Source organism: Kitasatospora sp. NPDC093550 (assembly GCF_044764985.1).
Taxonomy (GTDB): Bacteria; Actinomycetota; Actinomycetes; order Streptomycetales; family Streptomycetaceae; genus Kitasatospora.
In genome coordinates, this window is record NZ_JBIWJF010000006.1 from 252,659 (window position 1) to 276,655 (window position 23,997).

The window sequence follows — 23,997 nt, forward strand, 5'->3', positions numbered from 1 at the left end:
GACAGGGGAGAGGGCAGTCATGGGAGGGGCGAGTGTGATGGGGGAGACCGTGGACGAGCAGACCGTGGGCGCGAAGGCCGTGGACGCGAAGGCCGAGCAGGAGGGTGGCCGGCAGGGGGCCGCGCCCACCGAGGCGCAGAAGGCGCGCGCCGCCAAGCGGGCGCTGGCCAAGTCGCTGGTGTTCGAACTGGCGCTGCCGCTCGGCGGTTTCTACGTGCTGCAGGGCGTGGGCCTCAGCCAGTGGGCGGCGCTGCTGGTCAGCAGCCTGCTGCTGGTGCCGTGGCTGGTGCTGGGAATGGTGCGCAGCCGCCGGGTCGAGGTGTTGCCGGCGTTCACCCTGCTGATGGTCGCCGTCGGCGCGCTGATGTCGATGGTCAGCGGCAGCCCCCGGGTGCTGCTGGTGCGCGACAGCTGGGTGTTCGGCGCGCTCGGGCTCTGGGTGCTGGGCACGCTGGCGACGCGGCGTCCGTTCATGCTGACCGCGGCGCGTTCGATCGTCGCCGCCAAGATCGGCGAGGCGGGGGCCGAGGAATGGGTGGCGCGCTTCGACCACGACGCGGTCTTCCGCCGCCACCTGCGCCTGCTGACCGCCGTGTGGGGCCTCGGGTTCGCCGCGGACGCCGGGATCCGGGTGACGCTGGCCTGCACCCTGCCGGTGGACCTGGTGCCGCTGGTGAACACGCTGCAGTGGCTGGCGGTGCTGGGCGGGCTGTTCGGCTTCCACTTCTGGTACGTCAACCGCCACGGCCTGAAGGTCTGACACCGGGCCACCGGGCCACCGGGCCACCGGGCCGCCACGGGGGAGGCGGGGGCGGCAGGGGCCCGGAGAGAAGCGGGGGGAAGCGGGGGAACCGGGGGGAACCGGGGGAGCGGCGGGGGGGGGGGGGGGGGGGGGGGGCCCCCCCCCCCCCCCCCCCCCCCCCCGCGCCGTGCCTGTCGCCCGGGTCACGGGCGCGCGGCGCGTCCGTCCCGCGGACTGCGCGCACCGCCGTTGGGTCAGCCGTTGCTCCAGGACGCGCCCGAGCCGGTGAACGACCCCGAGACACCGTTGTCGTCGGCCAGGATCCAGAAACCGGCGTGGGCGATCCCGTCGGGGGAGACCGAGGATTCGACGGCCGCGACGCCGGCGCCGTTCTGGTTGGCCATGAACCCGCCCTTGCCGAAGTCCGCGCTCAGGCCCTCCTGGGCCGAGGCCAGGCCGGCGCAGCCGATCACGAGCGGGGCGGTGAGGGCACCGATGGCCAGAACACGCTGGAAAGCACGCATGGGAAATCTCCTCCACGGAGTTCAGGGATTGAAAGGGACGGCGCCGAGCGGCCCGCCGCGACTTCAGACAGCCATGCGCCGCGACCCCCCGCAAGTGCTGCCGCCGCCCGAGCGGACCTCACGGCTCGTCAAAAACTCCGAGCTGACCTGCGGAAACGCGGAACGGACGGTGATCGCCCGGGATCAGTCGGGCGGAGCAGGCCCGTGGGCCTTCCGCGTACCGGGCGCGGACCGCCCGCAACACCCGCCGCCCGGCCCCGCTGAGCCGCCCCCGCCACCCGGCCCGCCGAGCCGTCCCCGACGCGGAGTCAGGGGGGCGTCAGGGTCAAGATCGGGGCCCGCCCGGAGGTGGGGCGCCCGCATCCGGTCCTACCGTCGCTGCGGCGGGTGCGCGACGCGCCCCCCGGCCGACGGCCGGCCGGCGAAGCGGCCGACGACCCCACGCAGAAGGCGAGCGAGTGACCCCGAACAAGGCTCTACCGGTACGGGCCGCGCGGCCCGGCGGGCGCGGGGCGGGCCCGTGCTGAAGATCGCCGTGGCCTCCCTGCGCCACCGACTGACGGGCTTCGCGGGCGCCTTCCTCGCCCTCGCGCTCGGCACCACGATGATCGGCACGATGGCGCTGACCCTGGCGGCCACCTTCGGCACCCCGCACCCGGGGCCGCAGCGCTTCGGCCGGGCCCCGGCCGTGGTCGCCCCGGCGGGCTTCGAGGGGAGCCCGATGAAGGCCCCCGCGGTGCTGCCGGCCGAGGTCGTGGCGCAGTTGACCGCCGCCGGTGCGGCCACCGCCGACCGCAGCTTCCCGGTCCGGCTGCGCCCCGCCCCCGGGGAGCCGGCCGACGGCCGCGCCCCCGCGGGGACGACCGGCCACCCCTGGTCCTCGGCCGCCTTCGCGGGCTACCGCCTGACGGCCGGGCGCGCGCCGCAGGACCCCGGCGAGATCGTCGTCGGCGGGGGCGACCGCTCCCTGATCGGGCGTCAGACCGAGGCCGCCACGGCGGCCTCCGACGGCACCGGCCGCTACCGGGTGGTGGGGGTCACCGACGCCCGCTGGTTCGAGGACGCCGTCTTCTTCCACGACGCCGAGGCGCAGCGCCTGTCGCCCGGCGTCAACGCCCTGGTCATCGACCGGGACCGGGCGCAGCCGTCCGCGCTGACGGGCGGGCGGGCCGTGGTCCTCACCGGTGCCGAGCGCACCCGGCTCGACCCCGATCCCACCGGCGGCGCCCAGGCACTGGCCGGCGTCCAGGCGATGGCGGGCAGCACGACCGGACTCGCGGTGGGCGTCGCGGTGTTCGTCGTCGCCGCGACCTTCGCCTTCGCCACCGAGCAGCGCCGCCGCGAACTGGCGCTGCTGCGGCTGGTGGGGGCCGCCACCCGGCAGGTGCGGCGGATGGTGCTGGTGGAGGCGCTGCTGGTCGGCCTCGCGGCGGCGGCCGCGGGCTGCGCGCTCGCCCCGCTGTGCGCCGTCCCGCTGCGCTCCTGGATGCTCGGCCACCACGTGGCCCCGTCCTGGTTCACCGTCCCGCTCTCCCCGCTGCCGCTGCTGGCCGCCTTCGCCGTCGGCGTGGCCGCGGCGTTGGCCGGGGCGGGCGCCACCCTGGTCCGGGTCTCGCTGATCCGGCCGCTGGAGGCGCTGCGGGAGAGCGCGGTGGAGCGCCGCGTGATGACGCCCGTGCGCTGGCTGCTGGGCACCGGGATGCTGGCCGGCGCGGTCGTCGCGGGGGCGGTGATCGCCCGGAGCGAGCCGTACCTGGCGGCCAGCGCCCGCAAGTACCAGGCCGTCCCGGTCCTGTACGTCGGCGCGGTGGCCCTGCTGACCCCGGTCCTGCTGCGGCCGCTCGCCCGACTGCTGACCGGACCGCTGCGCCGCTCGGCCACGGCCGGCCCGCGGCTGGTGCGCGCGAACGTCCTCGCCTCCCACCGGCGGACGGCCGCCACGGTGGCGCCGGTGGTGGTGGCCGTCGGGCTGGTCGGCGCGCTGCTGACGATGCAGGGCTCCGGTGACGCCGTGGCACTCGCCCGCCAGCGGCAGGAGGTCCACGCGGCGGGCGTGGTGGTGCCCGGCGGCGGCGGGATCGACGCCCGCACGCTGGAACGGCTGGCGGCCGTGCCCGGCCTGCGGGCCACCCCGGTCACCTCGATGAACATCCGGATCGGCACCGAGCGGGGCGAGCAGATCGACTCGCTGAGCGCCGAGGCGGTGCCCGCGGCGGCGCTGGGCGCCACCGTCACGCCGCCCGTGGTCTCCGGCTCGCTCGCCGCGCTGCCCGAGGACTTCCTGGTCATCGACGAGCACGCGGCGGAATCGGACGGGCTGTCGGCCGGGGGCCGGGTGGTCGTGCTGCTGCCGACCGGGGCGCGGGTGCCGGCCGTGATCGCGGCGGTCGTCGCCCGCGGCCTGCACGGCGACGACACCTACCTGTCCGCCTCGCTGACCGGCGCGATGGCGCCCGGCCTGGTCTACCTGGACTCCCGGCAGGGCCCGGGCCGGCCGCTCGACGACGGGCAGACGGCCGCCGTGGAGCGGGCGCTGGCCGGCACCGGCGCCCACGTCGTCGGCTACGACGCCTACCTGGAGGCCCGGCGCGCGCACGCCGCCGAGCAGGCGGACAACGCCGCGGTGGTCATCCTGGGGATCGCGCTGGCCTACGCGCTGATCGCGGTCGCCAACACCCTGGCGATGGCGGTGGCCGACCGGAAGCGGGAGTTCGCCCTGCTCGGGCTGGCGGGCGCGGTGCGCGGCCAGATCGTGCGGATGGCGGCGGCGGAGGCGGCCGTCGCGGTGGTCGCCGGCACCGTCCTCGCGGCGGTGGCGACCGTCCTCGCCGCGGTGACCCAGCACGCCGCGCTGGGCGAACTCGTGGCCGGCGCGCCGACGGTGGTCCCGTGGGCGCGGATCGGCGCGACCGTCGCCCTGTGCGCCGTCGTCGCCGCGGCCACCGCGGCGGCCGCGACCCGGCGGGCGACCCGCCGGCGGGCGATCGACGCCGCGGGCGCCCGCGAGTAGGGCGCGGCACACGGCGACCGCGGACGCGGGGGCGCCCGCCCGGCCGGGACGGCGGGCGGGCGCTCGGGGCCGGGGCCGCAGGCCGGGCCGCGGGTGCCTAGCCCACGACCTGGACCTTGTCGGCCTGCATCCCCTTCTGCCCCTGGACGGCCTCGAAGGTGACCTTCTGTCCTTCCACCAGGGACTTGAAGCCGCTTCCCTCGATCGCACGGAAGTGAACGAACAGGTCAGGCCCGGACTCCGGGGTGATGAACCCATACCCCTTCTCGTCGTTGAACCACTTCACCGTGCCGTTCTGGCGCTCCGCCATGTGTCTGTCCCCTGGTCGAATACGAATGGTCGATGCGAATGTCGAGACGAACGTTGCCGACCGAGATCCTTTCACGCGGAGTGAGGATTCGGGTGCCAAGCGTGACGCGCGTCCGCATGCCGTCGGCGCGGTCGGCCGGGCCGACCGCGCCGTACGGCCGGCGCCGCACGGCCGCGCCGGACCGGACGGTTGCCCCGCCCGACCCGGACGGTTGCCCCGGACGGCCCCGGGTGGTTGCCCCGGACGGCAGGACCGGGTCCGGTGAGGTGCGGATCCGTTCAACCTGCTTGAACGGGGCGTGTGTTGTCAGTCCGGTGGCCGCATACTGATCGGTACTTCGGTACTTCGGTACTGGCAGCAGCGGCCTTCGTCCCGCAGGCGCGGAAGGCGCGGAAGGTGTGACCGCGGGCCGCTCCTCGACGAGGGAGTGAGCACGCGTGCGTGAGGAGAAGAAGGCCGGTCGCGGCGGTGCCGTCGCCGAGCGGCAGCAGGCCCGCAGGCCGTCCCCGGCCCCGTCCGGAGCCGCGGTCGGTCTGCTCGGCCTCCAGGCCTCGGTGGGCAACGCGGCGGTCGTCCAGATGCTCCGCCGGGAGGGCGCGCAGCGGCGGCCCGCACCCCACCGGCACGCCGGAGCCCCCACGCGCGCCGGGCACCACGCGCACCGGGACGAGGTGCCCGCCGTCCAGCGCTCCGCCGTCCACGAGGTGCTGCGCGGCAGCGGCCGGCCGCTGGACCAGGCGTCCCGCGCGGACATGGAGGCCCGGCTGGGCGCCGACTTCGGCGACGTCCGGGTGCACACCGGCCCCGCCGCGCGGGCCTCCGCCGCCGAGATCGGCGCCCGCGCCTACACCAGCGGCAACCATGTGGTGCTCGGCGAGGGCGGTCACGACCGGCACACCCTCGCCCATGAACTCACCCACGTCATCCAGCAGCGCCGGGGCCCCGTCGCGGGCACCGACAACGGCGGCGGCCTGCGGGTCTCCGACCCCTCGGACCGCTTCGAGCGCGAGGCGGAGGCCAACGCCGCCCGGGTGCTGCGCGGCCCGGCCCCCGCCCGGACGCACGAGCCCGAGGCCGCCGGGGCCGCGCCCGGGCCGGCCGCCGTGCAGCGCGTCACCATCGGGGAGGCGATGCCGGGCCGCGTCGTCCCGGCGGACCGGGTGCAGGCCTTCCAGGACCTGGCCCGGCAGGTCTGGGCGGGGGCGGACCAGGCCCTGGTCCGGGAGACCTGGCAGGGCTTCTTCCAGAGCCTCGGCTCGGAGCAGGCCGTCCGGGACTTCTGCGAGCAGAACCGCGCCGCCTTCCAGCCCCCGCTGCCCGCCGCGCTCCCGGCGGACGTGGGGCAGCTGGTCGACCTCGCCCTCAACTCCCTGCCGGACAACGCGCCGTTCCCGCACCGGGACGGGGCCGACGCCCTCTACTGGTACCTGCTGGACGTCGTCCTCGACCCGGCGTACGGCTTCGAGGACACCATGGACCTCGCCGACGAGATCGGCCCGGACCTGCTGCGCCGGGACATCCTCAACCCGGTCAACTTCGCCTCCTGCTACCCGACGGCCCAGCACCTGTTCCCGGTCCTGTCCGGCGTCACGGCCCAGCAGGGCGAGAGCCGCGAGGCGCTCTCGCACCGCGCGGCGAACGAGGCCATGGCCCAGGGCCCGGGCAACGACCGGGACGTCACCGAGAACGCCGGCGCCTTCCGCACCGCCGTCGCCGGGCTCACCAACGCGATCCGCTCGGCCGAGGGCCACGGCGCCGAAGCCGTCTTCCGGATCGAGTTCGCCGGGCACGGCTTCACCCTGGTGCTGCGGCGCCCGGACCCGGCCCAGACGGCCCTGCACATCGAACTGATCGAGAGCCTCGCGCACGCCGCCTCCCTGGACTCCTCCCTCAAGCGCCCGGGCATGCCGGTGGACGCCGTCTGCCAGGCCCTGACCCAGATGGCCGACGACGACTGGCAGGTCCGCCAGCAGGGCGCGGGCACGCTCGGCTGGAACTCCCACGCCCTGTTCCTGCACGACGCGGGCCAGCCCGGCACCCCCGGCTACCCGCGCTCCTCCTACCCCGGGCAGGCCAACGCGGCCGAGGGCGAGTACTTCCCGCGGACGAAGATGAAGTGGTGGGCGAACCCCCTGCACCCCAACGGGGTGGAGAACTGGGCGCAGCAGGGCCGCGACCGCCTCGGCCGGCTGGAGAACGCCGGCCTGTGACGCGCCGGGGGCCCGCCCGCTCCGGCCGGCCGGGCCCCTCCGCCGTTGACACCGGGGCGCGGCGGGGACCAGGGTGAGGGGCATGATCGACTTCCGTCCCGCCCCGCCCGCCGACGACCCGGCCCCCGCACGGGGCGTCCTGGTCACCGGGGCCGCGAAGGGCATCGGCCGGGCCGTCGCGCGGGCCTTCGCCGCGCGGGGCGACCGCGTCGCCGTGCACTACGCGTCGAGCCGGGCCCGGGCCGAGGAGACCCTGGCCGCGCTGCCCGGCGAGGGGCACGTCCTGGTCGAGGGCGACCTGAGCGACCCGGCCGCGGCCGAGCGCATCGCCCACACCGCGGACGAGCGGCTCGGCGGGGTGGACGTCCTGGTCAACAACGCCGCCGTGGCCACCTCCGCGGACAACGCCCACCCGGTGGCCGAGGTGTCGTACGAGGACTGGCAGCGCGTCTGGCGGCAGATGGTCGACGTCAACCTGCTCGGCGCGGCGAACCTCGGCTACTGCGTCGCGCGCCGCCTCATCGCCCGCGGCGCGCCCGGCCGGATCGTGCACATCGGCTCGCGCGGCGCCTTCCGCGGCGAGCCCGACCACCCCGCGTACGGCGCGAGCAAGGCCGCGCTGCACGCCCTCGGCCAGTCCCTGGCCGTCGCCCTGGCGCCGCACGGCATCTCGGTGACCTCCGTCGCCCCCGGCTTCACCGCCACCGACCGGGTCGCCGACCGCCTGAGCGGCGCCTCCGGGCAGGCCCTGCGCGGGCAGAGCCCGTTCGGCCGGGTCGGTACCCCGGAGGAGGTCGCCGCGGCCGTGCTCTACCTGGCCTCCCCGGAGGCGACCTGGGCCTCCGGCACCGTCCTGGACCTCAACGGGGCCTCGCACCTGCGCCTTTGACCGGCGGTGGGCGGGACGCGCAGGGTCTGCCCGGGGAGGCCGGGCGGTCACCCCAGCAGGCGCAGCCGGGTCGTGGCGACGCCCAGGCGCACGCTCTGGCCCCAGGTCAGGTCCAGGGCGTCCGCCTCGATCCCGTCACCGAAGGCGACCAGGTGCTCGGACTCCACGGTGAGCACCAGCTGCCGCCCGGCCTCCAGCAGACCGTGCACCCGGCTGGTGCCGGTGGTGGGGGAGGGCCAGGCCTCCCGGACGAACCAGGCCAGCGCCGGGGCGCCCGGGGCCGGCAGCGCGGGCACCTCGGTGAGGGCGCCGGGGCCGCCGCGCTCCAGCCACGCCGAGCGGCACCAGCCGGTGGCGCCCGTGCCGGTGCCGACCAGCACCCCCGAGGAGGCCTGCGCCTCCGCCGGCTCGGCGGCCTCGGCCGTGTCCGGCGTGCCGCCCGCCGCACCGCCCGGCGCGGCGGCCGTGCCCAGGCGGTAGCGCGCCGTCTGGTGGCCCGGCTGCCCGACGTACACCTCGTTCAGCGCGAGCAGCCGCTGGCCGTCGTCCGCGACCGCCTCGACCATCGTCCGCTCCTCCAGCGCCCCCTCGCCGTGCGCCGCCGCCCGCAGCAGCCCGGGCAGCGCGGCCACCCGGTGACGCACCAGCACACCGGGGTTGCGCCCGGGATCGGCGTCCACCCCGACCACCGGCTGACCGTCCAGGTACTTGGCCACGTTGGCCACCAGGCCGTCCTGGCCGACCACCGCCACCACGTCCCCGGGCTCGAACAGGAAGCGCGGCAGGTCCGCCCGCTCCACCCGGCTGCGCCGCCAGTCCAGCGGCACGGCCGCCGCCGCCCCGGCCAGCGCCGCGGCCTGCCGGTGGTGGCGCTGCTCGACCTCCTCGGCCGAACGGCCCCGGGAGGCCAGGAAGAACGCGGCCTGCCCGGGCGTGCCGTGACGCGCCACCAGCTCCTCGTACTCGGTGCGCCGGTGCACCAGCACCACCCGCGGGGCGAGGGTCACCGCCGTTCCCCGGGGGCGCCGAGGCGGGCCAGCAGGCCGGTGAGCACGTCCGGGGTGAGCGTCACGCTGTCGATCCGCGGCAGGTGCTCCGCCAGCCGCATCAGCGCCAGCGCCCGCAGCACCGCCGGATCGGCCTGCTGGTGGGCCGCCAGCCAGGCCGCCTCCGCCGCGGCCCGGGCCTCGCCGAGCTCGCGGGCGGCCTGCGCCTCGGCGGCGGCCAGCCGGGTGCGGCGCTGCGCCTCGGCGTCGGTGCGCACCCGGTCGGCGACGGCCTCCTCCTCCGCCTGCAGCCGGACGTTGGCGCCCTGCTGGGCGAGCAACTGCTCCTCGCGGCGGGCGAGTTCGATGCGGTTGGCGAGCTCGTTCTCGGCGATGCCGCGCTCGTGCTCGACCGCGACCGCCCGGCGCTCGAAGGTCGCCCGGTCGGCCTCCTGCTGGACCAGTTCGCGGGCGGGGGTGCGCAGCGCCCGCTCGACCTCCGGCTCGGGCCGCAGCGCGACCACCCGGACGGCGATCACGGCGAGTCCGGTCTCGGTGATCCGGGGCTCGTCGGCGAGGCCCGCGGACATCCGCTCGCGCACCGCGTCCACGCCGTCCGCGAGGGCCCCGGCGAGCGGGGTGCGGGCGAGCAGGCCGAGCGCGTGCTGCTGGGCGGTCTCGGTGAGCAGGGTGGCGAGCTGGTCGAGCGGGGCGGCGCGCCAGGCGCCGGTGTCGGGGTCGATCCCGAAGTCGACGCGGGTGGCGGCGGTGGCCGGGTCGGTGATCCGGTAGGTGAGCGTGGCCTGGACGGTGACGTCCTGGAAGTCCGAGGTGCGGGCGTGGAAGAGCATGGCGAGTTCCCGGTCGTCCACGGGCACCTCGGAGATCGCCGCGGTCAGCGGCCGGAACCAGAAGGCCAGCCCGGCCCCGTCGTGGGCGACCCGCCCGCGCCGCAGGTGGCGCACGTGGGCGGTGGGGACGGCGCGCAGGTGGCGCAGCCCGAATCGTCTGGTGATGTCGGCCATCGCAAAAACCCCTTTTCGTCACCTCGACGATATTGGCCCGGGCCGGTTCTCGTCAAGGTGACCAAAAGGGGTGCGGTCGGCCGTCAGGCGTCCAGGACCAGCTGCAGCAGCTCGCGCAGGCTCTCGCGCTGCCCGGCCGTGAGCCGGGCCAGCGGATCGGCGGCGAAGGGCATCCGGGCGCGCAGGTCGGCGGCGACGCCGCGCCCGGCCTCGGTGGCGGTGACGCGCTTGACGCGGCGGTCGCTCTCGTCGACGCCGCGCTCGACCAGGCCGCGGGACTCCAGCCGGTCGATGATCACGGTCACGTTGGACGGCTCCGCGTGCAGCCGCTCGGCGATCCGGCGGGTGGGGACCGGGTGCTCGGCGGCCAGCAGGGCCTTGGCCTGCAGCGGGGTCAGGTCGTGGGCCGCGGCGGCGGCCTCGGCCTCCCGGCCGTAGCGGCGGGTGATCGCGGCGAAGAGGCCGAGGACCTCGCCGGTGAGCTCATCCGAGGGGGTGGACATGGGTCCAGCCTAGCCAGGTGCTTGACAAGGTTGAATATCGGCTCACATAGTTATGGTTCATATTGGTTATGAACCATAAGCATGTGAGGGGCCACCGCCATGAGCAGCACCAAGACCGTCCTGATCACCGGCACGTCCTCCGGCATCGGCCTGGCCGCCGCCGTCGCCGCCGCCCGCGCCGGCTGGCACGTGATCGCCACGATGCGCGACACCGCCAAGGCCGGCGCCCTGCTCGCGGCGGCGAAGGACGCCGGCACCACCGTCGAGGTCCGCGCCCTGGACGTGACCGACCCCGCCTCGGTCGAGGCCTGCCTGGCCGGGCTCGACCGGCTGGACGCGCTGGTCAACAACGCCGGCGCCGGCCACGTCGGCACCCTGGAGCAGGAGAGCGTCGACGACGTCCGCGCCGTCATGGAGGTCAACTTCTTCGGCGTCCTGAACGTCACCCACGCCGCCCTGCCCCTGCTGCGCGCGAGCAAGGGCCGCGTGCTGACCGTGACCAGCGTCGGCGGGGTGATCGGCCAGCCGTTCAACGAGGCCTACTGCGCCGCCAAGTTCGCCGTCGAGGGCTTCATGGAGTCCCTCGCCCCGGTCGCCGCCACCACCGGCGTGACCGTCGGCGTGATCGAACCGGGCGCGGTGGCCAGCGAGTTCGTCGCCAACGTGGGCCTGGCCGACGACGCCCTGGAGCAGGCCGGACCGTACGCCCCGGCCCTGTCCGCCTACCTCGCCCGCACCCGCGACGCCTTCGCCAACGCCCAGACCTCCCAGGCCGTCGGCGAGCTGATCGCCGACCAGCTCGCCGCCGAGCGGCCCGCCTTCCGGCTGCTCACCTCCGACGCCGCCCGCGCCTTCGTCGGCGCCAAGCTCAAGGACCTCGACGGATCCGCCGTCCAGGCGATGACCGGCGCCTGGGTCGCCCGGTAGCCCGGCCTCAGGAGTCCGGAGCCCGGCGTCCGGAGCCTGGGCCAGGGGTCCGGAGTCCGGCGTCCGACGCGCTGGGCGCGGTGCCCGTCCGGCGGGGTGCCGGTCCACTAGGCTCACCGCCAGCCGCCTGACCGGCGGAAACGGCGGGCCGTTGCCGCCGGTCCCAGGAAACCGCGTCGAGAGGCAGTGCGTTGAAGGTGACCGAGATCGTCCCTGGTTCCCCGTGCTGGGCGCAGCTGAGCGCCCGCGACCTTCCCGCGGCCCAGCGGTTCTACGGGGAGCTGTTCGGCTGGACCGCCGAGACCGACCCGGACCCGCAGTACGGCGGCTACACCACCTTCTTCCACGACGGCGCGCCCGCCGCGGCCGTGGCCCCGCTGATGAACCCGCAGCAGCCGGTGATGTGGCTGCTCTCCTTCGCCGCCGAGGACGTCGACCGCACCTGCGAGAGCGCCAAGGAGGCGGGCGCCCAGGTGTGGATGGGGCCGATGGAGGTCGGCGACCTCGGCCGCTGGGCGCTGCTCAGCGACCCGACCGGCGCGCCGTTCGCCGTCTGGCAGAGCCGCCGCTTCGGCGGCTTCGGCGTGGTGAACGAGCCGAACGCCTTCGGCTGGGCCGACCTGACGAGCCGCGACAAGGACGCCGCGGTCGCCTTCTACAAGAAGGTCTTCGACTGGCAGGTCTGGCCCCACGACACCTACCCGATGGTCGGCCTGGCCGACCGGATGTTCGGCGGCGTGATGGCCATGGACGGCGCCCTCCCGCCGGAGGTCCCCTCGCACTGGAGCCCGTACGTCCAGGTCACCGACGTGGACGCCACCGCGGCGAGCGCGACCCGCCTGGGCGCCGAGGTCCTGTACGGACCCGCCGACACGGAGATGGACAACGGCCCGCGGATCGCCCTGATCCGCGACCCCCAGGGCGCCGCCTTCGGCGTCTTCACCCCCCGCGCCGAGGGCTGAGCGCTCCCCGACGCGATCGAGCCCCGGGCCGTCCGGCCCGGGGCTCGATCGCGTCGGGGACCGTTCAGGGGCCTCGAGCGTGACATGAGGGTTCTCCTGGGCCAAGTGCGGGCGACGGAACGGGCGTTGACGTTCCCACCGGCCCGGGCGGGGCCGCCGGGAACGGAGCGGCGCACAGCGGCGAAGCTAGGACGAACAATCGACGGATGGCGCGTTCCGTGTCACCGCCCCGCAACGCCCCGGGCCCGGACGGAATGTCAGTGGCCCCTCGTAGTGTGGAAACCACGTCGGAGGGGGCGCCGGAAAAGGCGCCGAAAAACACCAATCCTTGAAACGGGGTAGACCCATGTCTGCGAACAGGATCAAGCACAAGGTCAACCACGTCTCCCTGGTGGTCGACAAGTCCGGCTCGATGCGCCAGCACGCCGCCCAACTCGTGCGCGTCGTCGACGAATTCGTGAAGGGCCTGCAGGAGGAATCCGACCGCCTCGGCCACGAAACCCGGATCAGCCTCTACGCCTTCGACCACGAAGTGCAGAACCTGGTCTGGGACATGGACGTCAAGCACCTGCCCTCCCTGCGCGGCCTCTACAAGGTCGACAACGGCGCCACCGCGCTGATCGAGTCGGCCGTGAAGTCCATCGACGACCTGAAGAACATCTGGGAGGGCTACGGCGAGCACTCCTTCCTCCAGGTCGTCGTCACCGACGGCGAGGAGAACGCCTCCGGCTTCTCGCAGAGCGGCCAGATGCACACCCGGATGGGCGCCGGGAAGGGCGCCGGCGTCCTGCGCTCCTGGATCGAGCGCATCCACACCGCCATGGGCGAGCTCCCCGACCACTGGACCTCGGCGATCCTGGTCCCGAACTCCCTCGCCAAGCGCACCGCCCAGGAGTACGGCTTCCCGGCGGGCAACATCGCCATCTGGGACGCCGACTCCAGCCAGGGCGTCGAAGAGGCCATCGGCACCGTCAAGAGCGCCGCCACCAGCTTCCTGCGCGGCCGCGAACAGGGCGTGCGCGGCACCAAGAACCTCTTCGCCATGGGCCAGGACCTCAACACCGCCGACGTCAGCGCCAACCTCGACGCCCTGGACACCGGCAAGTACATCCTCGTCCCGGTCGACCAGCAGCTGCCGATCCGCGAGTTCGTCACCACCTCCGGCCACCCGTACACGACCGGCTGCGCCTTCTACGAGCTGTCCAAGCGCGAGAAGATCCAGGCCGGCAAGCAGCTCGCGGTGGCGGAGAAGGACCCGGCCACCGGCCGGATGACCGGCCGGGTCTTCTCCGGCCCGGCGGCCCGCCGGCTGCTCGGCCTGCCGGCCTCGGAGGCCACGGTGAAGCCGGGCGACAACCCGTCGTACACCGTGTTCGTGCAGTCCACCTCCGTCAACCGGAAGCTGGTGCCGGGCACCAAGCTGCTCGTCATGCTGTAGCCGGCAGGGCGGCCGGTCCGGGCCCGGCGAGGGGTGCCGACCGGCCCGGCCGGACCCGGCCGGGCCGGGGTCAGCGAGGGGGCCCGGCGGTGGGGTCCGCGTGCTGGTACAGCGTCACCAGCAGGCCGTGCACCGGCTCGCCCGGGTCCTCCTCCACCTCGTCGACCAGCCGCTCCAGCGCCTCGGCCAGCCGGGCCGCCTTGGCCGGGCCGAGCCGCAGGTGGCGCAGGGACAGCAGGTGTTCGGCGGGGGAGCGGTCCAGCTCCTGGGCGACGGCACCGAGCATCGCGGCGGTGCCGTCGGCGCGGGGCTCGGCGACGAGCATCCGCTCGGCGCTGCGCCGGTAGTACTTCTCGGTGCCGCCGCGCACCTGCCGCGTCCCCGCCTCCTGGACCAGTCCCGCCTCGCACAGCACCCGCAGGTGGTGGGAGACGCTGCCCTTGTTCACGCCCAGCTGCGCGGCCAGCCGGCTGATCGTCGAGGGCTGCCCGCTCAGGGCGAACAGCAGGCGCTGGCGCAGGGGGTGGGCGAGCGCGGTGTGCTGCTGGGGGGTGCTGATCTGCTGGACGTCGTCGTCCGGTCCTTGGCTCACGGCATCAAGTGTTAAACGCTCTTGACGCTTTCGCAAGCCGCTGGTCTACTTCCCTGCCATGACCACCACCACGTCACCCGCCCTGGACACCGCCGCCGTCGTCGAGTCGATCGCCGACCTGGTCGCCGAGAACTACGTCTTCCCCGAGGTCGCCCTGCCCCTGGCGGCCCTGCTGCGCGAGCGCCGCGCCGCGAACGCCTACCGGGCCGGGACCGCCGAGGAGCTGGCCGAGGAGGTCACCGCCGACCTGCGCTCCGTCAACGGCGACCTGCACCTGAGCCTCAAGCACCACGCCGAGCCCGTACCGCAGGGCCTCGGCGAGGCGGCCATGACCGCGATGCGGCGGCAGTTCGACGAGACCCTGGGCGGCGTCCCGCGCGTGGAGCTCCTCGACGGCGGCGTCGCCGTCCTGGAGTTCGCGCCCTACCTGTTCCCGCTGGACTGGGCCGCCCAGCCGCTGGCCGCGGCGCTCAACCTGGTGGCCCCCGCCCGCGCCCTCGTCCTGGACCTGCGCGGCAACCGCGGCGGCGACCCGGACACGGTCGCCTTCGTCTGCGGCTACCTGCTCGACGGCCGCACCCACCTCAACACCCTCGTCTCCCGGCAGGGCGAGAAGGCCGAGCAGTCCTGGACGCCCCCGTTCGTCCCCGGCGCCCGCTTCGGCGCCGACAAGCCGCTCTACGTGCTCACCAGCGCCACGACCTTCTCCGCGGCCGAGGAACTCGCCTACGACCTGCAGCAGCTCGGCCGCGCCCGGACCGTCGGCGAGACCACCCGCGGCGGCGCCCACCCCCGCGAAGGCTGGACCGTCCACCCCCACCTGGAACTCACCGTCCCCGTCGCCCGCGCCCTCAACCCCGTCTCCGGCACCAACTGGGAAGGCACCGGCGTCCAGCCCGACGTCCCCTGCCCCGCCGACGACGCCCTCGACCGCGCCCTGGCCCTCGCCACCGCCGACCTGGCGGACCCCGCCTCCTGACCCGGGCCCGCTCCCGACGCTGCGTCACCACCCCGGGACACCGCCTCGGCACGGGCAAACCCGTGCCCGGTACCGTGGACCGACCGGGCCACCGGCCGCTGCGCGGCTCCCCGCCCGTGATCAGCCCAGGGAGGTCCGCACGTGGCGTCACCGGAGTACGAGCACATCGACAACACCGTGAACGGCGGCACGTTCCACGGGCCGGTGATCCAGGGCGGAGTCGTCCACCTCCACGTCTCCGGAGCACAGACCCTACAAGGGCCGGTGGGCGTGCCCCTGCACTCCCTCGACGACCCGATGTCCCTCAACGTCCGCCGGAGCATCACGACCGACCACGACGACGGCGGTGCACTCCCCGCCTACGTCGCGCGGGCGCACGACACCGCACTGCGCTCGGCGGTGCGCCGGGCCGCCGACGGCGTCGGAACCACCGCCGTTCTGGTGGGCGGCTCGTCGACCGGCAAGACCCGGGCGTGCTGGGAGGCCCTGGGAGAACTGCCGCCGCACTGGCGCGTATGGCACCCGCTGACGCTCCGCCGACTCCACGCGGCACTGCGGACACCCGGCGCGATCGCCCCGTACACGGTGCTGTGGCTCGACGAAGCGCAGTCGTACCTCCTGCAGCCCACCAACCCGATGGGCGAGGAGGCCGCCGCCGGCCTGCGCGAGCTGCTGGCCGCCCCGGAGCGCGGGCCCGTCCTCGTCCTGGGCACCCTGTGGCCCGAGTACTGGCTGCTCCTCGACGACGAGTGCCACCGGCACACCAGGGCGCTCTTCGAGGGCCGCAGCATCAGGGTGCCGGACGCCTTCACCCGGCCGGAACTGGCCGAACTCGCCCGGGCCGCGCGAACGGACCCGCGCCTCGCCGAAGCGGCCCGGCAGGCGAGGGACGGCGAGGTCGTCCAGTACCTGGCGGGCGCGCCCGTCCTGGTGGAGCGGTACGACACCGCACCCTCGGCCGCCCGCGCCCTGATGGAGACCGCCATGGACCTCCGGCGCCTGGGGCACAGCGCGGACCTGCCGTGGCCGCTGCTGGCCGGCGCGGCACGGGCCTACCTCTCGCGGAGCCGGCAGGACGCGGCCGGGCCCGACCTGTGGGAGCAGGCCCTCGCCTTCGCCACCGCCCGCTCCCGTGGCGCCCCGGGACCGCTCACCGCGGTCCCGTCCCCCCACGCCCCCGCCGGCCCGGACGCCTCGCCCGCGCCGGCCCGCTCCTGGTTCCGGCTCGCCGACTACCTCGAGGAGCACGGCCGCCGGACCCGCAGCCACCACGTCCCCGGCGCCGCCTTCTGGGAGGCGGCCGCGGACCACTGCTCGTCCACCGACGACGCCGTCGCCCTCGGCTGGTCCGCCAAACAGCGGCTGAGGCTCCGACAGGCCGACCTGCTCTACCGGAAGGCCCACGACGCCGGGAACCCGTCCGCCCGGCACGGCCTGGCCGAGATCCTCGAACGGACCGGCCGACGGGCCGAGGCGGAACGCCTCGCCGCGGAAGCGGCCCGCGAGCGGGACATGACGGTCTTCCGATCCCTGGCCCACATGCACGAACGAGACGGCTCACCGGAGGAAGCGGCCCGGCTCTACCGGGCGAACATCGCGGCCGGTAGTCAATTCGCCCCCTGGGACCTGGCCTGGCTCCTCGAACGCAACGGCGACCCGTCCGCCATGCAGCGGCTCCTGGCCAAGGCGCTCGCCTCCGGCGACTGCAACGCCCAGAACGCCGTCCCGTGGCTGCGCATCGGCCCCGGTCGGTACTCCTCCCTGGACGAACTGGTCAACGACGCCGCCATGTGCGGGAGCGTCGTCGCCAAATGGGCCCTCGCCACGCAGCAGTACCCGGCGGACGAGGCGACCGGACCCGGACCGGAGCCCGAGGAGGCCTGCCGCCGAGCCGCCGACGCCGGAGCGGGCGAGGCCCTGGAAGCCCTGGCCAGACAGCGCCGGGCCGACCCCGAGTGGGCCCGACTGTTGCGCTACGGACTGGAGCCGGACGGCCGGACGGCCGAGCCGTGGGCCTAGCCTGACCACCTGTCACACCCGGGGTGCTCCCGCGGTGCCGCGCCTTCCCGCGGCCGTCGGAGGTCCGCAGTACGGTCCTGCCATGGCAGCAGGAATCGATCTGACCCTCGACTGCGCGGACGCCGAGCTCCTCGCCGAGTTCTGGAAGACGGCCCTCGGGTACGTGGACGAGCCGCCGCCCGCCCCCTACCGGACCCGCGAGGAGTGGCTGGCCCAGTTCGACCTCCCGGGGGGCGAGTCCGCGGACGACGCCGCGTGGCTCTGCGACCCCGACGGCGTCGGGCCCCGGCTCTCCATCCTCACGGTCCCCGAGCCGAAGACCGCGAAGAACCGGCTCCACATCGACATCCGGGTCCCCGGCCACGGCGGCGTCGGTGAGCGGTGGGCGCGGATCCGGGCCGAGTCCGAACGGCTGGTGGCGGCGGGCGGCAGCGTGCTGGAGGAGTTCGAGGGGCACCACATCGTGATGGCCGACCCGGAGGGCAACGAGTTCTGCGTCGCCGCGGCCCCGGCCCGCCGCTGACCGCACCGGCCCGGGGCTGGCCGCCCCGGCCGGCCCCGGTGTGGTCAGCCGCCGAAGACGGCCGTGGGGTCGCCGGTGAACCAGGTGTTGTCGATGCGCATCCGCCGGATGAGCCAGCGGCCGCCGTCGCGCACCAGGTCGACGGTGTAGGGGTTCTTGAGCAGGGCGTGGGTGCCGGGGTCGGCGCTGAGCAGGTGCTGGGCCTCGACGAGGGCGGTGAGGCGGGCGGTGTCCCCGTCGAGGTCGATGCGGGGGTTGGTGACCTGGTGGGTGGTGTCCACCCGGCCGGTGAACATGGTCAGGATGGTGTCGACGATGAAGTCCCGGCCGGTCATCAGCGGCGGCTCGCCGCCCCAACGGGCGGCGGCCGGACGGAAGTCCAGCTCCGCGTCGGCGGTGAAGGCGGAGGCGAAGAGCTCGCGGTCCTTGAGGTCCTGGCCGAGGCCGAAGCGGTAGAGGGCGTCGGTGATCTCGGCGCGGTCGCGCAGTTCGGCGAGCACGGCGGCGGTGTCGTCGGGCTTGGCGGTCAGGGCCTGCAGGGGGTGGGCGGTCATGGTGTCCTCCGGGGGCGGGATGCGGATCGGCTTCGACGTGATCCACTCTGCCGCCGTGACCGTTGGCGAACAACGGCCCTCTGCGTCATGATCGTGAACCGGGGCTTAACGACGGGGGGTTCGGGTGATCGAGCGGCACGAGGCGGAGGCGTTCCTGACGCTCGCGCAGGAGCTGCACTTCGGGCGCACCGCCGAGAAGCTGCGGGTGTCCACCGCCCGGGTCAGCCAGACCATCCGCAAGCTGGAGCGGCGGGTGGGCGCGTCGCTGTTCGAGCGCACCAGCCGTCGCGTCGAACTCACGCCGCTGGGGCGGAGGTTGGCGGACGAACTGGGCCCGGCCTGGGCGGCCGTCGGCGCGGCGCTGCAAGCGGCCGTCGACGCCGGGCGGGGCCTGTCCGGCAGCCTGCGGGTCGCCTACGTCGGTTCCGCCGCCGGTCAACTCCTCATCGGAGTGGGTGAGTTGTTCCGTGAGCGGGCGCCGGACTGCGAGGTGCGGCTGCGGGAGGCCCGGGCGACGGAGACGGTCCGCTGGCTGCGCGAGGGCGAGGCCGACCTGTGCCTCGTCCCCCTGCCGGTGCACGAGCCCGGCCTGGCCCGCGGCCCCGTTCTGGTGCGCGAGGCCCGCATGCTCGCCGTCCCCGTCGGGCACCCCTTCGACCGCCCGGGCGGGGCCTCGGTCGAGGACCTGGCACGGGTGCCGGTGCTCCGACTGCCGGACGGCACCGCCGTGCCGCCGCCACGGGCGGACGCGGTACCGGGACCGGACGGAGCACCGGGATCGGCTGGAAAACCGGGATCGGACGGAACACCGGGACCGGACGTGGCACCCGGCCCGGTGGCCGAGACCGTCCAGGAGGCGCTCACCCTCGTCGGGGCGGGGCAGGGGGTCCTGCCCGTCGGGGCCCACGCCCGGCGCTACTACCCGCGCCCCGACGTCGCCTACGTCCCCCTGGACGGCGCGCCGCCGCTCGAATGGGGCCTGGTCTGGCCGGCGGAGCACACCACCGCCCGCGTCCGCGCCTTCGCCGAGGCCGCCGCCGACCTGGTCGGTGACCCGCGCTGAGCCGAGCCGCCGGGCCGAGCCGCCGGGGTGCCGGCTGGACCTCCTGGCCGGAGCCGCCTGGGTGCGGACCGTCTTCCGCCGCCTGCCGGTCGAGGACGACTTCGTGCCGCGCGCCGTCGCCACCGTCCTGACGGGCGCGGCCCCGTCCGCGTGACGGGCTCGTCGAGGCCGGGGCCGCCGCCGGACGGTCAGCCCCGGCGGGGGAGGTCCCGGCCGCAGAAGGACCGCCAGTGGGCGGTGTCGAAGGGCACGCTGCCGCACCACAGCAGCTGGTCGGGAGGGGAGTCCACCCACGCGTCCAGGGCCTGCGGGGCCCGGCAGGTGCCGGCCGGGGCGTAGGGGGAACAGGTGCCGTCGGCGCGCTGCAGGGTGTGGGCGCGCCAGGCGTCCAGGCCCATGGTGCCCTCGCCCGGGTCGGTGGGCAGGTACCGGTCGGCCGACCAGGAGGCCGCCATCGCGCCGAAGAGGACCAGCGCGCACAGCGCCCCGGCGGTCAGCCGGTGGCCCGTCGACGGCGGCAGCGGCCGGGACGGGCGCGGCAGGCGGTGGCGCAGCGCGCGCAGCCGGGCGCCGAGCAGCATCGCCGCCAGCACGGTCAGCGTCAGCAGGCTGTAGAGGATCAGCCAGGTGGTGCGCGGGTAGAGCATGACGGCCTGGTCGTGCTCCATGTGCGCGGCGAACCAGAACCGCAGCAGCCAGGCGCTGCCCAGGCAGGCCAGGGCGGCGGTCACCGGCGGGCGGCGCAGGCCGAGGGCGAGCGCCAGGGCGAGGCCCGCGAGCAGCAGCACGGTGACCGCCGACTGCCCCGAAAGCTCGCCCGGAGAAGGCCAGTTGCCCCAGCCGGTCAGGGAACCCGCGCGGTCGGAGCGCCAGCCGAGGACGTAGGCCGGGTTGCCGAAGACGTCGGAATAGGCGTAGCGGTCGACCGTCGAGGTCCCGGTGGTCACCATCCGCTTCAGCAGCGGGAAGCCGACCAGGGCGGCGGCGAGCGCGGTGGCACCGACGAAGACCGCGGCGCGCAGCAGGGCGGCGCGCCCCCGGCGCCAGGGCGCCAGGGCGAGGACGGCGACCAGCACCCCGGGCGTCGACCAGACGAACCAGCCCGAGTAGACCAGGAACAGCGCCCCCAGCAGCGCGCCGATGCCCGCCCCCGACCGGGCCGCCGCGCGCGGCGACCGGGTGTGCACGGTGGCCAGCCGGGCGAGCAGGAGGCCGAGGACGGGCAGCAGCACCACCATCACCAGGTGGCTGTACGGCCGGATCGGGTCGAGGAACAGCACCGAGGCGGGCAGCGCCACGGCCAGCGCCCACACCGGGCGCAGCAGCACCCGCCAGGCGAGGTACGCCAGCGGGCCGAACACCGCGCTGAGCAGCAACTGCAGGTCCTGGAGGGCGAATCCGGCGTGGCCGTGCCGCACGTGGCGGGTCCACTCGGCGAGCAGCACGACGAACCCGGGCGGGTAGACCGGGGGGAGCTCGTGCCGGTGCAGGAAGGTCATCGCGTAGGCCTGCAGCACGGCCGGGTCGCCGTCCTGGCCGCCGAGCGCCCACGGCGTGCCGTGCAGGGCCACCGCGATCCCGCCGGCCACCAGCCCGGTGACGAGCCCCGCGGCCGCCGCGCAGCCCAGGCGCAGCACCAGCGGGTAACGCCGGGGCCCGGCCCGGTGCGCCGCCCACAGCACCACCGCCAGGACGGGCAACGCGACGACGGCCGCCCGCAGTTGGAGCGCGGCGAGGCCGCTGACCTGCCCGACGCGGGTCAGCGGGTCGACGTCGATGCCCCGGGCCCACAGCAGGAACCCGACCCCGCTCGCCAGCGCGGTGCCGCCCTCCGCGGCCACGGCCCACGCCCGGCGGGACCGCCCCGCTCGGCGCGGCACCGCCCCGGCCCGCACCGGCCGCCGGGCCGGGGGCAGCCGTACGGCCGGGTGCCGCGTCGCGGGAGTGGTCTCTACGCCGGACATGCGGGGTGCCTCTTCCGTCGCGCTGCAGCGGTCTCGTCCGGCCCAACGAGCGTCCGCCGCCGCGATTACGGCGCGCCCGGCGACGGGCCTCCCGGGTCGGTGCGAGGGGCCGGTGGGAGGGGGTGGTCCGAGGGGCGGAAAAAATTCTCGGATCCACCTGCAACCCCGGCGGGGGCCACACGTCCAGTCAGATGAGAGGCGCGGAAGGGGACCACCTTCCGAAGCCGGGCGATGCTCCGCCGTCGCCGGCCCGCTCACCCACGTCGTTTCGTCCGTCCTGCACCGGTGCAGCCGAACCCCGTGTTCGTCATGCCCACGACAAGAATGCTTCCAGGGGGAACCATGTCCAGCACCACCCACGTCCGCCGTTCCCGTCGCGCCGTCGTCGCCGCCACGCTCGGTGTCCTCGCGCTCGGCGGTTCGCTCGCCCTCCCGGCGCAGGCCTTCGCCGAGGCCCCGCACGGCACCCGCACGGGGACGCTGACCGTCCAGGCCCCGGCGGCGGTCGGCTTCGCCGGGCGGCCGGTGGCGTTCACCGGGACCATCACCAACAACGGCACCGAGGACACCCGCTACGCCCTGCTCCTGCAGACCATCACCGAGGCGGGCACGCCGCCGCACGCGATCACGATCGACTACAAGGACCCGGCGAACGGCACCTGGACGCCCGTCCCGCTGGACTTCCACGGCGGCGCCGGCGAGGCCACCTACGACGGCACGACCGGCGCCATCGCGGTCCCGGCCGGCGCGACCGTGACGCTGGACCTGCGCATCGGCGCCCCGATGGGCCTGCCGCACGACGGTGCGAGCAACGGCGGCTTCCGCTCCATCACCCTGGAATCCCGCCTGACCGTGCCGGGATCGGGTGACGACCTGGGCGAGCAGGTCAGCAGGATCTCGGTCGACCCCATCGGCAGCTCGCTGGCCCACGTGCCCGCCACGGCCGTCGCCGGCGGGGAGCCGATCGAGTTCGACGCGGTGCTGGCCAACCCCACCCCGTCCGCCTACACCAACCTCGGCAACGTCCTGTTCGTCGACGACCACGCCACCGTCCAGGTCCGCCGGGCGGACGGCGGCTGGACCACGCTGCCGAAGGTCTCCGACGGCATCCCGGACGACAAGCCCGGCGTCTACCTGCAGGGCCGCGACTCCTCCATCGACGCCGGCGCGACCACGGTGACCCGGGTACGGGTGTCCTACGACGCGACCACCCCGTTGGGCGCGACCACGATCGACCCCTGCCTGTTCGTCAACGAGGGCGCCACCCCGTTCCGCGGCACCACCGACTGCAGCCAGGGCAGCACCGTCCACGTCGTCGCCCCGGCCCAGGCACCCGCCCAGGCGCCCGTGCAAGCCCCGGCCCCCGAGAAGACCGCCGCCGAGCCCGCCCCCGAGACCACGGCCACCAAGACCGCCAGGACCGCCAGGACCACCAGGGCCGCGCAGGCGCAGCCCGTCACCGACACGGCGCCCGCCGTCGAGGCCGAGCCGGTGACCCCCACCGCCCCGGCCACGGCCGCCCCGACCGGTCCCGCCGCCCCCGTCGCGACCCCGGCCGTGCCCGCCGCCACCGAGACCGAGTCCGACACCGTCACGGCCGGCGCCGCCGCCGCCCTCGCCGTCCTCGGTGCCGGCGCGCTCCTGCTCGTCGGCCGCCGGCGCCGTCGGTCCTGAACCGCTCCCGGGTGACCCGCGCCGCCCACCGGAGGTGCGGGTCACGGCTCTGGACAGCAGTACGGGAGTCGGTCACTCTTCTCCACTATGACCTTCCCCCAGCCCTCCGCCGGTGCCGCGCGCACCGCGCTCCTCGAGGCGGTCACCGCGGTCGGCGACGAGGCCGTCGCGCTGCTCGCCGGCGCCCGCGGCGACACCCCGATACCCGGCGCCGCGTGGACGGTCGCCGAGGCCGCCGCCCACCTGGCGATGGCCAACGAGCTGATGGCCGCCCTGGCCGTCGGCGAGGAACGGCCGTACGGGGACGGCACTCCGGGCTCGCTGGCCGCGGCGAACGAGGCCTCGCTGGCCGAGCGGCCCGAGCGGCGCCCGGCCGTGCTCGCCGGGGAGATCGCCCGCTGGGCACGGGAGTTCACCGCGGCGGCCGGCCCGCGGGCCGGAACCGAACCGGTACGGACCCCGCTCGGCCCGATGGACCTGGACACCCTCGGCGCCTACCTGCTCACCCACATGCTGGGCCACCTCTACGACATCGCCGTCGCCCTCGGGCGCCCGCACCCGATCGACCGGCACCGCGCCGCACTGACCCTGCCGTTCCTGCGCACCGCCATGCCCCGGGTGGTGGACGCCCGCGCCGCGGCCGGCCACCGCGCCTGCTACCGGCTGCGCATCCGCGGTCTCGACGGGTTCGCGGTCACCTTCACCGACGGCGCCGCCGTGGTCAGCCGGGAACCGCCGCGCCGCCCGGACTGCACGATCCTCACCGGGCCGGTGGCGTTCCTCCTCATCGCCCTGGGCCGCTACACCGCCACCGCCGCCCTCACCCGCGGCAAGGTCCTCGCCTGGGGCCGCCGCCCCTGGCTCGCCCCGGCCTTCCCCGCCCTCTTCGCCGCCCCCTGAACCCCTGAGTCCTTGAACCCCTGAACCCCTGAGCCCCTGAACCTCGGGGCCCGGAAAAACGGTTGTCCCCCCGCCACGGGTGCGGCACAGTGGGCCCATCGCGCCGCACAGGCCCAGGAAGGAGCACGACCGTGAACACCGTCACCACCACCCGCGTCCGGTCGTATCAGCGCTCCTCCAGTGACCGCAGTTCCCAGAGCACG

Annotated in this window: 22 protein-coding genes; 14 read left to right on the forward strand and 8 right to left on the reverse strand. The window is 75.5% G+C overall.

What is annotated here, in order from left to right; all coding sequences use genetic code 11:
• Window positions 1-19 precede the first annotated feature (19 nt).
• On the forward strand, window positions 20-760 hold the full coding sequence (locus ACIRD3_RS12080; protein WP_402214485.1) for a VC0807 family protein: 741 nt from the start codon (window positions 20-22) through the stop codon (window positions 758-760).
• 236 nt (window positions 761-996) lie between these two features.
• Here the strand turns inward: ACIRD3_RS12080 and ACIRD3_RS12085 are convergent, their stop codons facing one another.
• Entirely contained in the window at window positions 997-1,266 is a 270-nt protein-coding gene (locus ACIRD3_RS12085) for a hypothetical protein (protein ID WP_402214487.1), read from the reverse strand.
• 520 nt (window positions 1,267-1,786) lie between these two features.
• On the opposite strand from ACIRD3_RS12085, the gene ACIRD3_RS12090 reads away from it, so the two are divergent.
• Window positions 1,787-4,276, forward strand: a complete 2,490-nt coding sequence (locus ACIRD3_RS12090) for an FtsX-like permease family protein (protein ID WP_402214489.1) — start codon at window positions 1,787-1,789, stop codon at window positions 4,274-4,276.
• A gap of 97 nt (window positions 4,277-4,373) precedes the next feature.
• Here the strand turns inward: ACIRD3_RS12090 and ACIRD3_RS12095 are convergent, their stop codons facing one another.
• On the reverse strand, window positions 4,374-4,586 hold the full coding sequence (locus ACIRD3_RS12095; protein ID WP_393028426.1) for a cold-shock protein: 213 nt from the start codon (window positions 4,584-4,586) through the stop codon (window positions 4,374-4,376).
• Window positions 4,587-5,023: 437 nt separating this feature from the next.
• On the opposite strand from ACIRD3_RS12095, the gene ACIRD3_RS12100 reads away from it, so the two are divergent.
• On the forward strand, window positions 5,024-6,796 hold the full coding sequence (locus tag ACIRD3_RS12100; protein ID WP_402214491.1) for a DUF4157 domain-containing protein: 1,773 nt from the start codon (window positions 5,024-5,026) through the stop codon (window positions 6,794-6,796).
• 82 nt (window positions 6,797-6,878) lie between these two features.
• Window positions 6,879-7,685: an SDR family NAD(P)-dependent oxidoreductase gene (locus tag ACIRD3_RS12105; RefSeq protein ID WP_402214493.1), complete on the forward strand. Its 807-nt coding sequence runs from the start codon at window positions 6,879-6,881 to the stop codon at window positions 7,683-7,685.
• A 47-nt stretch (window positions 7,686-7,732) separates the two neighbouring features.
• On the opposite strand, the gene ACIRD3_RS12110 is transcribed toward ACIRD3_RS12105, so the two are convergent.
• From ACIRD3_RS12110 to ACIRD3_RS12120, 3 genes are all read right to left on the reverse strand, one after another.
• Window positions 7,733-8,692 carry a hypothetical protein gene (locus tag ACIRD3_RS12110; RefSeq protein WP_402214495.1) on the reverse strand — a complete coding sequence of 320 codons (960 nt, stop codon included), beginning with the start codon at window positions 8,690-8,692 and terminating at the stop codon, window positions 7,733-7,735.
• A complete protein-coding gene (locus tag ACIRD3_RS12115; RefSeq protein ID WP_402214496.1) occupies window positions 8,689-9,696 on the reverse strand; it encodes an SPFH domain-containing protein in 1,008 nt (335 codons plus the stop codon). Before ACIRD3_RS12115 ends, ACIRD3_RS12110 begins: the two co-directional genes overlap by 4 nt.
• Window positions 9,697-9,779: 83 nt before the next feature.
• A complete protein-coding gene (locus tag ACIRD3_RS12120; RefSeq protein ID WP_402214498.1) occupies window positions 9,780-10,199 on the reverse strand; it encodes a MarR family winged helix-turn-helix transcriptional regulator in 420 nt (139 codons plus the stop codon).
• A 99-nt stretch (window positions 10,200-10,298) separates the two neighbouring features.
• On the opposite strand from ACIRD3_RS12120, the gene ACIRD3_RS12125 reads away from it, so the two are divergent.
• The 3 genes from ACIRD3_RS12125 to ACIRD3_RS12135 all read left to right on the forward strand — a co-directional run bounded on the left by ACIRD3_RS12125 (window position 10,299) and on the right by ACIRD3_RS12135 (window position 13,526).
• Window positions 10,299-11,126 carry an SDR family oxidoreductase gene (locus ACIRD3_RS12125; RefSeq protein WP_402214500.1) on the forward strand — a complete coding sequence of 276 codons (828 nt, stop codon included), beginning with the start codon at window positions 10,299-10,301 and terminating at the stop codon, window positions 11,124-11,126.
• A gap of 197 nt (window positions 11,127-11,323) precedes the next feature.
• The gene (locus ACIRD3_RS12130; RefSeq protein WP_402214502.1) at window positions 11,324-12,088 is read left to right on the forward strand and encodes a VOC family protein; all 765 of its coding nucleotides are present in this window, start codon (window positions 11,324-11,326) and stop codon (window positions 12,086-12,088) included.
• Between the two features lie 346 nt (window positions 12,089-12,434).
• Window positions 12,435-13,526, forward strand: a complete 1,092-nt coding sequence (locus ACIRD3_RS12135; protein WP_402214504.1) for a VWA domain-containing protein — start codon at window positions 12,435-12,437, stop codon at window positions 13,524-13,526.
• 70 nt (window positions 13,527-13,596) lie between these two features.
• On the opposite strand, the gene ACIRD3_RS12140 is transcribed toward ACIRD3_RS12135, so the two are convergent.
• Window positions 13,597-14,118: an ArsR/SmtB family transcription factor gene (locus ACIRD3_RS12140; RefSeq protein ID WP_402214506.1), complete on the reverse strand. Its 522-nt coding sequence runs from the start codon at window positions 14,116-14,118 to the stop codon at window positions 13,597-13,599.
• 58 nt (window positions 14,119-14,176) lie between these two features.
• Between ACIRD3_RS12140 and ACIRD3_RS12145 the strand changes: the two genes are divergently transcribed.
• The 3 genes from ACIRD3_RS12145 to ACIRD3_RS12155 all read left to right on the forward strand — a co-directional run bounded on the left by ACIRD3_RS12145 (window position 14,177) and on the right by ACIRD3_RS12155 (window position 17,639).
• Window positions 14,177-15,097 carry a S41 family peptidase gene (locus ACIRD3_RS12145; RefSeq protein WP_402214508.1) on the forward strand — a complete coding sequence of 307 codons (921 nt, stop codon included), beginning with the start codon at window positions 14,177-14,179 and terminating at the stop codon, window positions 15,095-15,097.
• Between the two features lie 141 nt (window positions 15,098-15,238).
• Window positions 15,239-17,116: a hypothetical protein gene (locus ACIRD3_RS12150; RefSeq protein WP_402214510.1), complete on the forward strand. Its 1,878-nt coding sequence runs from the start codon at window positions 15,239-15,241 to the stop codon at window positions 17,114-17,116.
• Window positions 17,117-17,198: 82 nt separating this feature from the next.
• A complete protein-coding gene (locus tag ACIRD3_RS12155; RefSeq protein WP_402214511.1) occupies window positions 17,199-17,639 on the forward strand; it encodes a VOC family protein in 441 nt (146 codons plus the stop codon).
• A gap of 44 nt (window positions 17,640-17,683) precedes the next feature.
• Here the strand turns inward: ACIRD3_RS12155 and ACIRD3_RS12160 are convergent, their stop codons facing one another.
• Window positions 17,684-18,193, reverse strand: coding sequence for a nuclear transport factor 2 family protein (locus tag ACIRD3_RS12160; RefSeq protein WP_402214513.1), 510 nt, complete (start codon window positions 18,191-18,193; stop codon window positions 17,684-17,686).
• A 124-nt stretch (window positions 18,194-18,317) separates the two neighbouring features.
• Between ACIRD3_RS12160 and ACIRD3_RS12165 the strand changes: the two genes are divergently transcribed.
• Window positions 18,318-19,256 (forward strand): LysR substrate-binding domain-containing protein, encoded by a 939-nt coding sequence (locus tag ACIRD3_RS12165; RefSeq protein WP_402214515.1) that lies wholly within the window; start codon window positions 18,318-18,320, stop codon window positions 19,254-19,256.
• Complete coding sequence (locus tag ACIRD3_RS12170; protein WP_402214517.1) at window positions 19,243-19,410, forward strand: hypothetical protein; 168 nt, start codon at window positions 19,243-19,245, stop codon at window positions 19,408-19,410. Before ACIRD3_RS12165 ends, ACIRD3_RS12170 begins: the two co-directional genes overlap by 14 nt.
• Window positions 19,411-19,444: 34 nt before the next feature.
• Here ACIRD3_RS12170 and ACIRD3_RS12175 read toward each other — a convergent pair whose 3' ends face one another.
• Entirely contained in the window at window positions 19,445-21,220 is a 1,776-nt protein-coding gene (locus ACIRD3_RS12175) for a hypothetical protein (RefSeq protein ID WP_402214519.1), read from the reverse strand.
• A gap of 342 nt (window positions 21,221-21,562) precedes the next feature.
• Here ACIRD3_RS12175 and ACIRD3_RS12180 point away from each other — a divergent pair, with 342 nt between their 5' ends.
• Both ACIRD3_RS12180 and ACIRD3_RS12185 read left to right on the forward strand, forming a co-directional pair.
• Complete coding sequence (locus tag ACIRD3_RS12180) at window positions 21,563-22,894, forward strand: hypothetical protein (RefSeq protein ID WP_402214521.1); 1,332 nt, start codon at window positions 21,563-21,565, stop codon at window positions 22,892-22,894.
• 87 nt (window positions 22,895-22,981) lie between these two features.
• On the forward strand, window positions 22,982-23,794 hold the full coding sequence (locus ACIRD3_RS12185) for a maleylpyruvate isomerase family mycothiol-dependent enzyme (RefSeq protein ID WP_402214522.1): 813 nt from the start codon (window positions 22,982-22,984) through the stop codon (window positions 23,792-23,794).
• Window positions 23,795-23,997 lie beyond the last annotated feature (203 nt).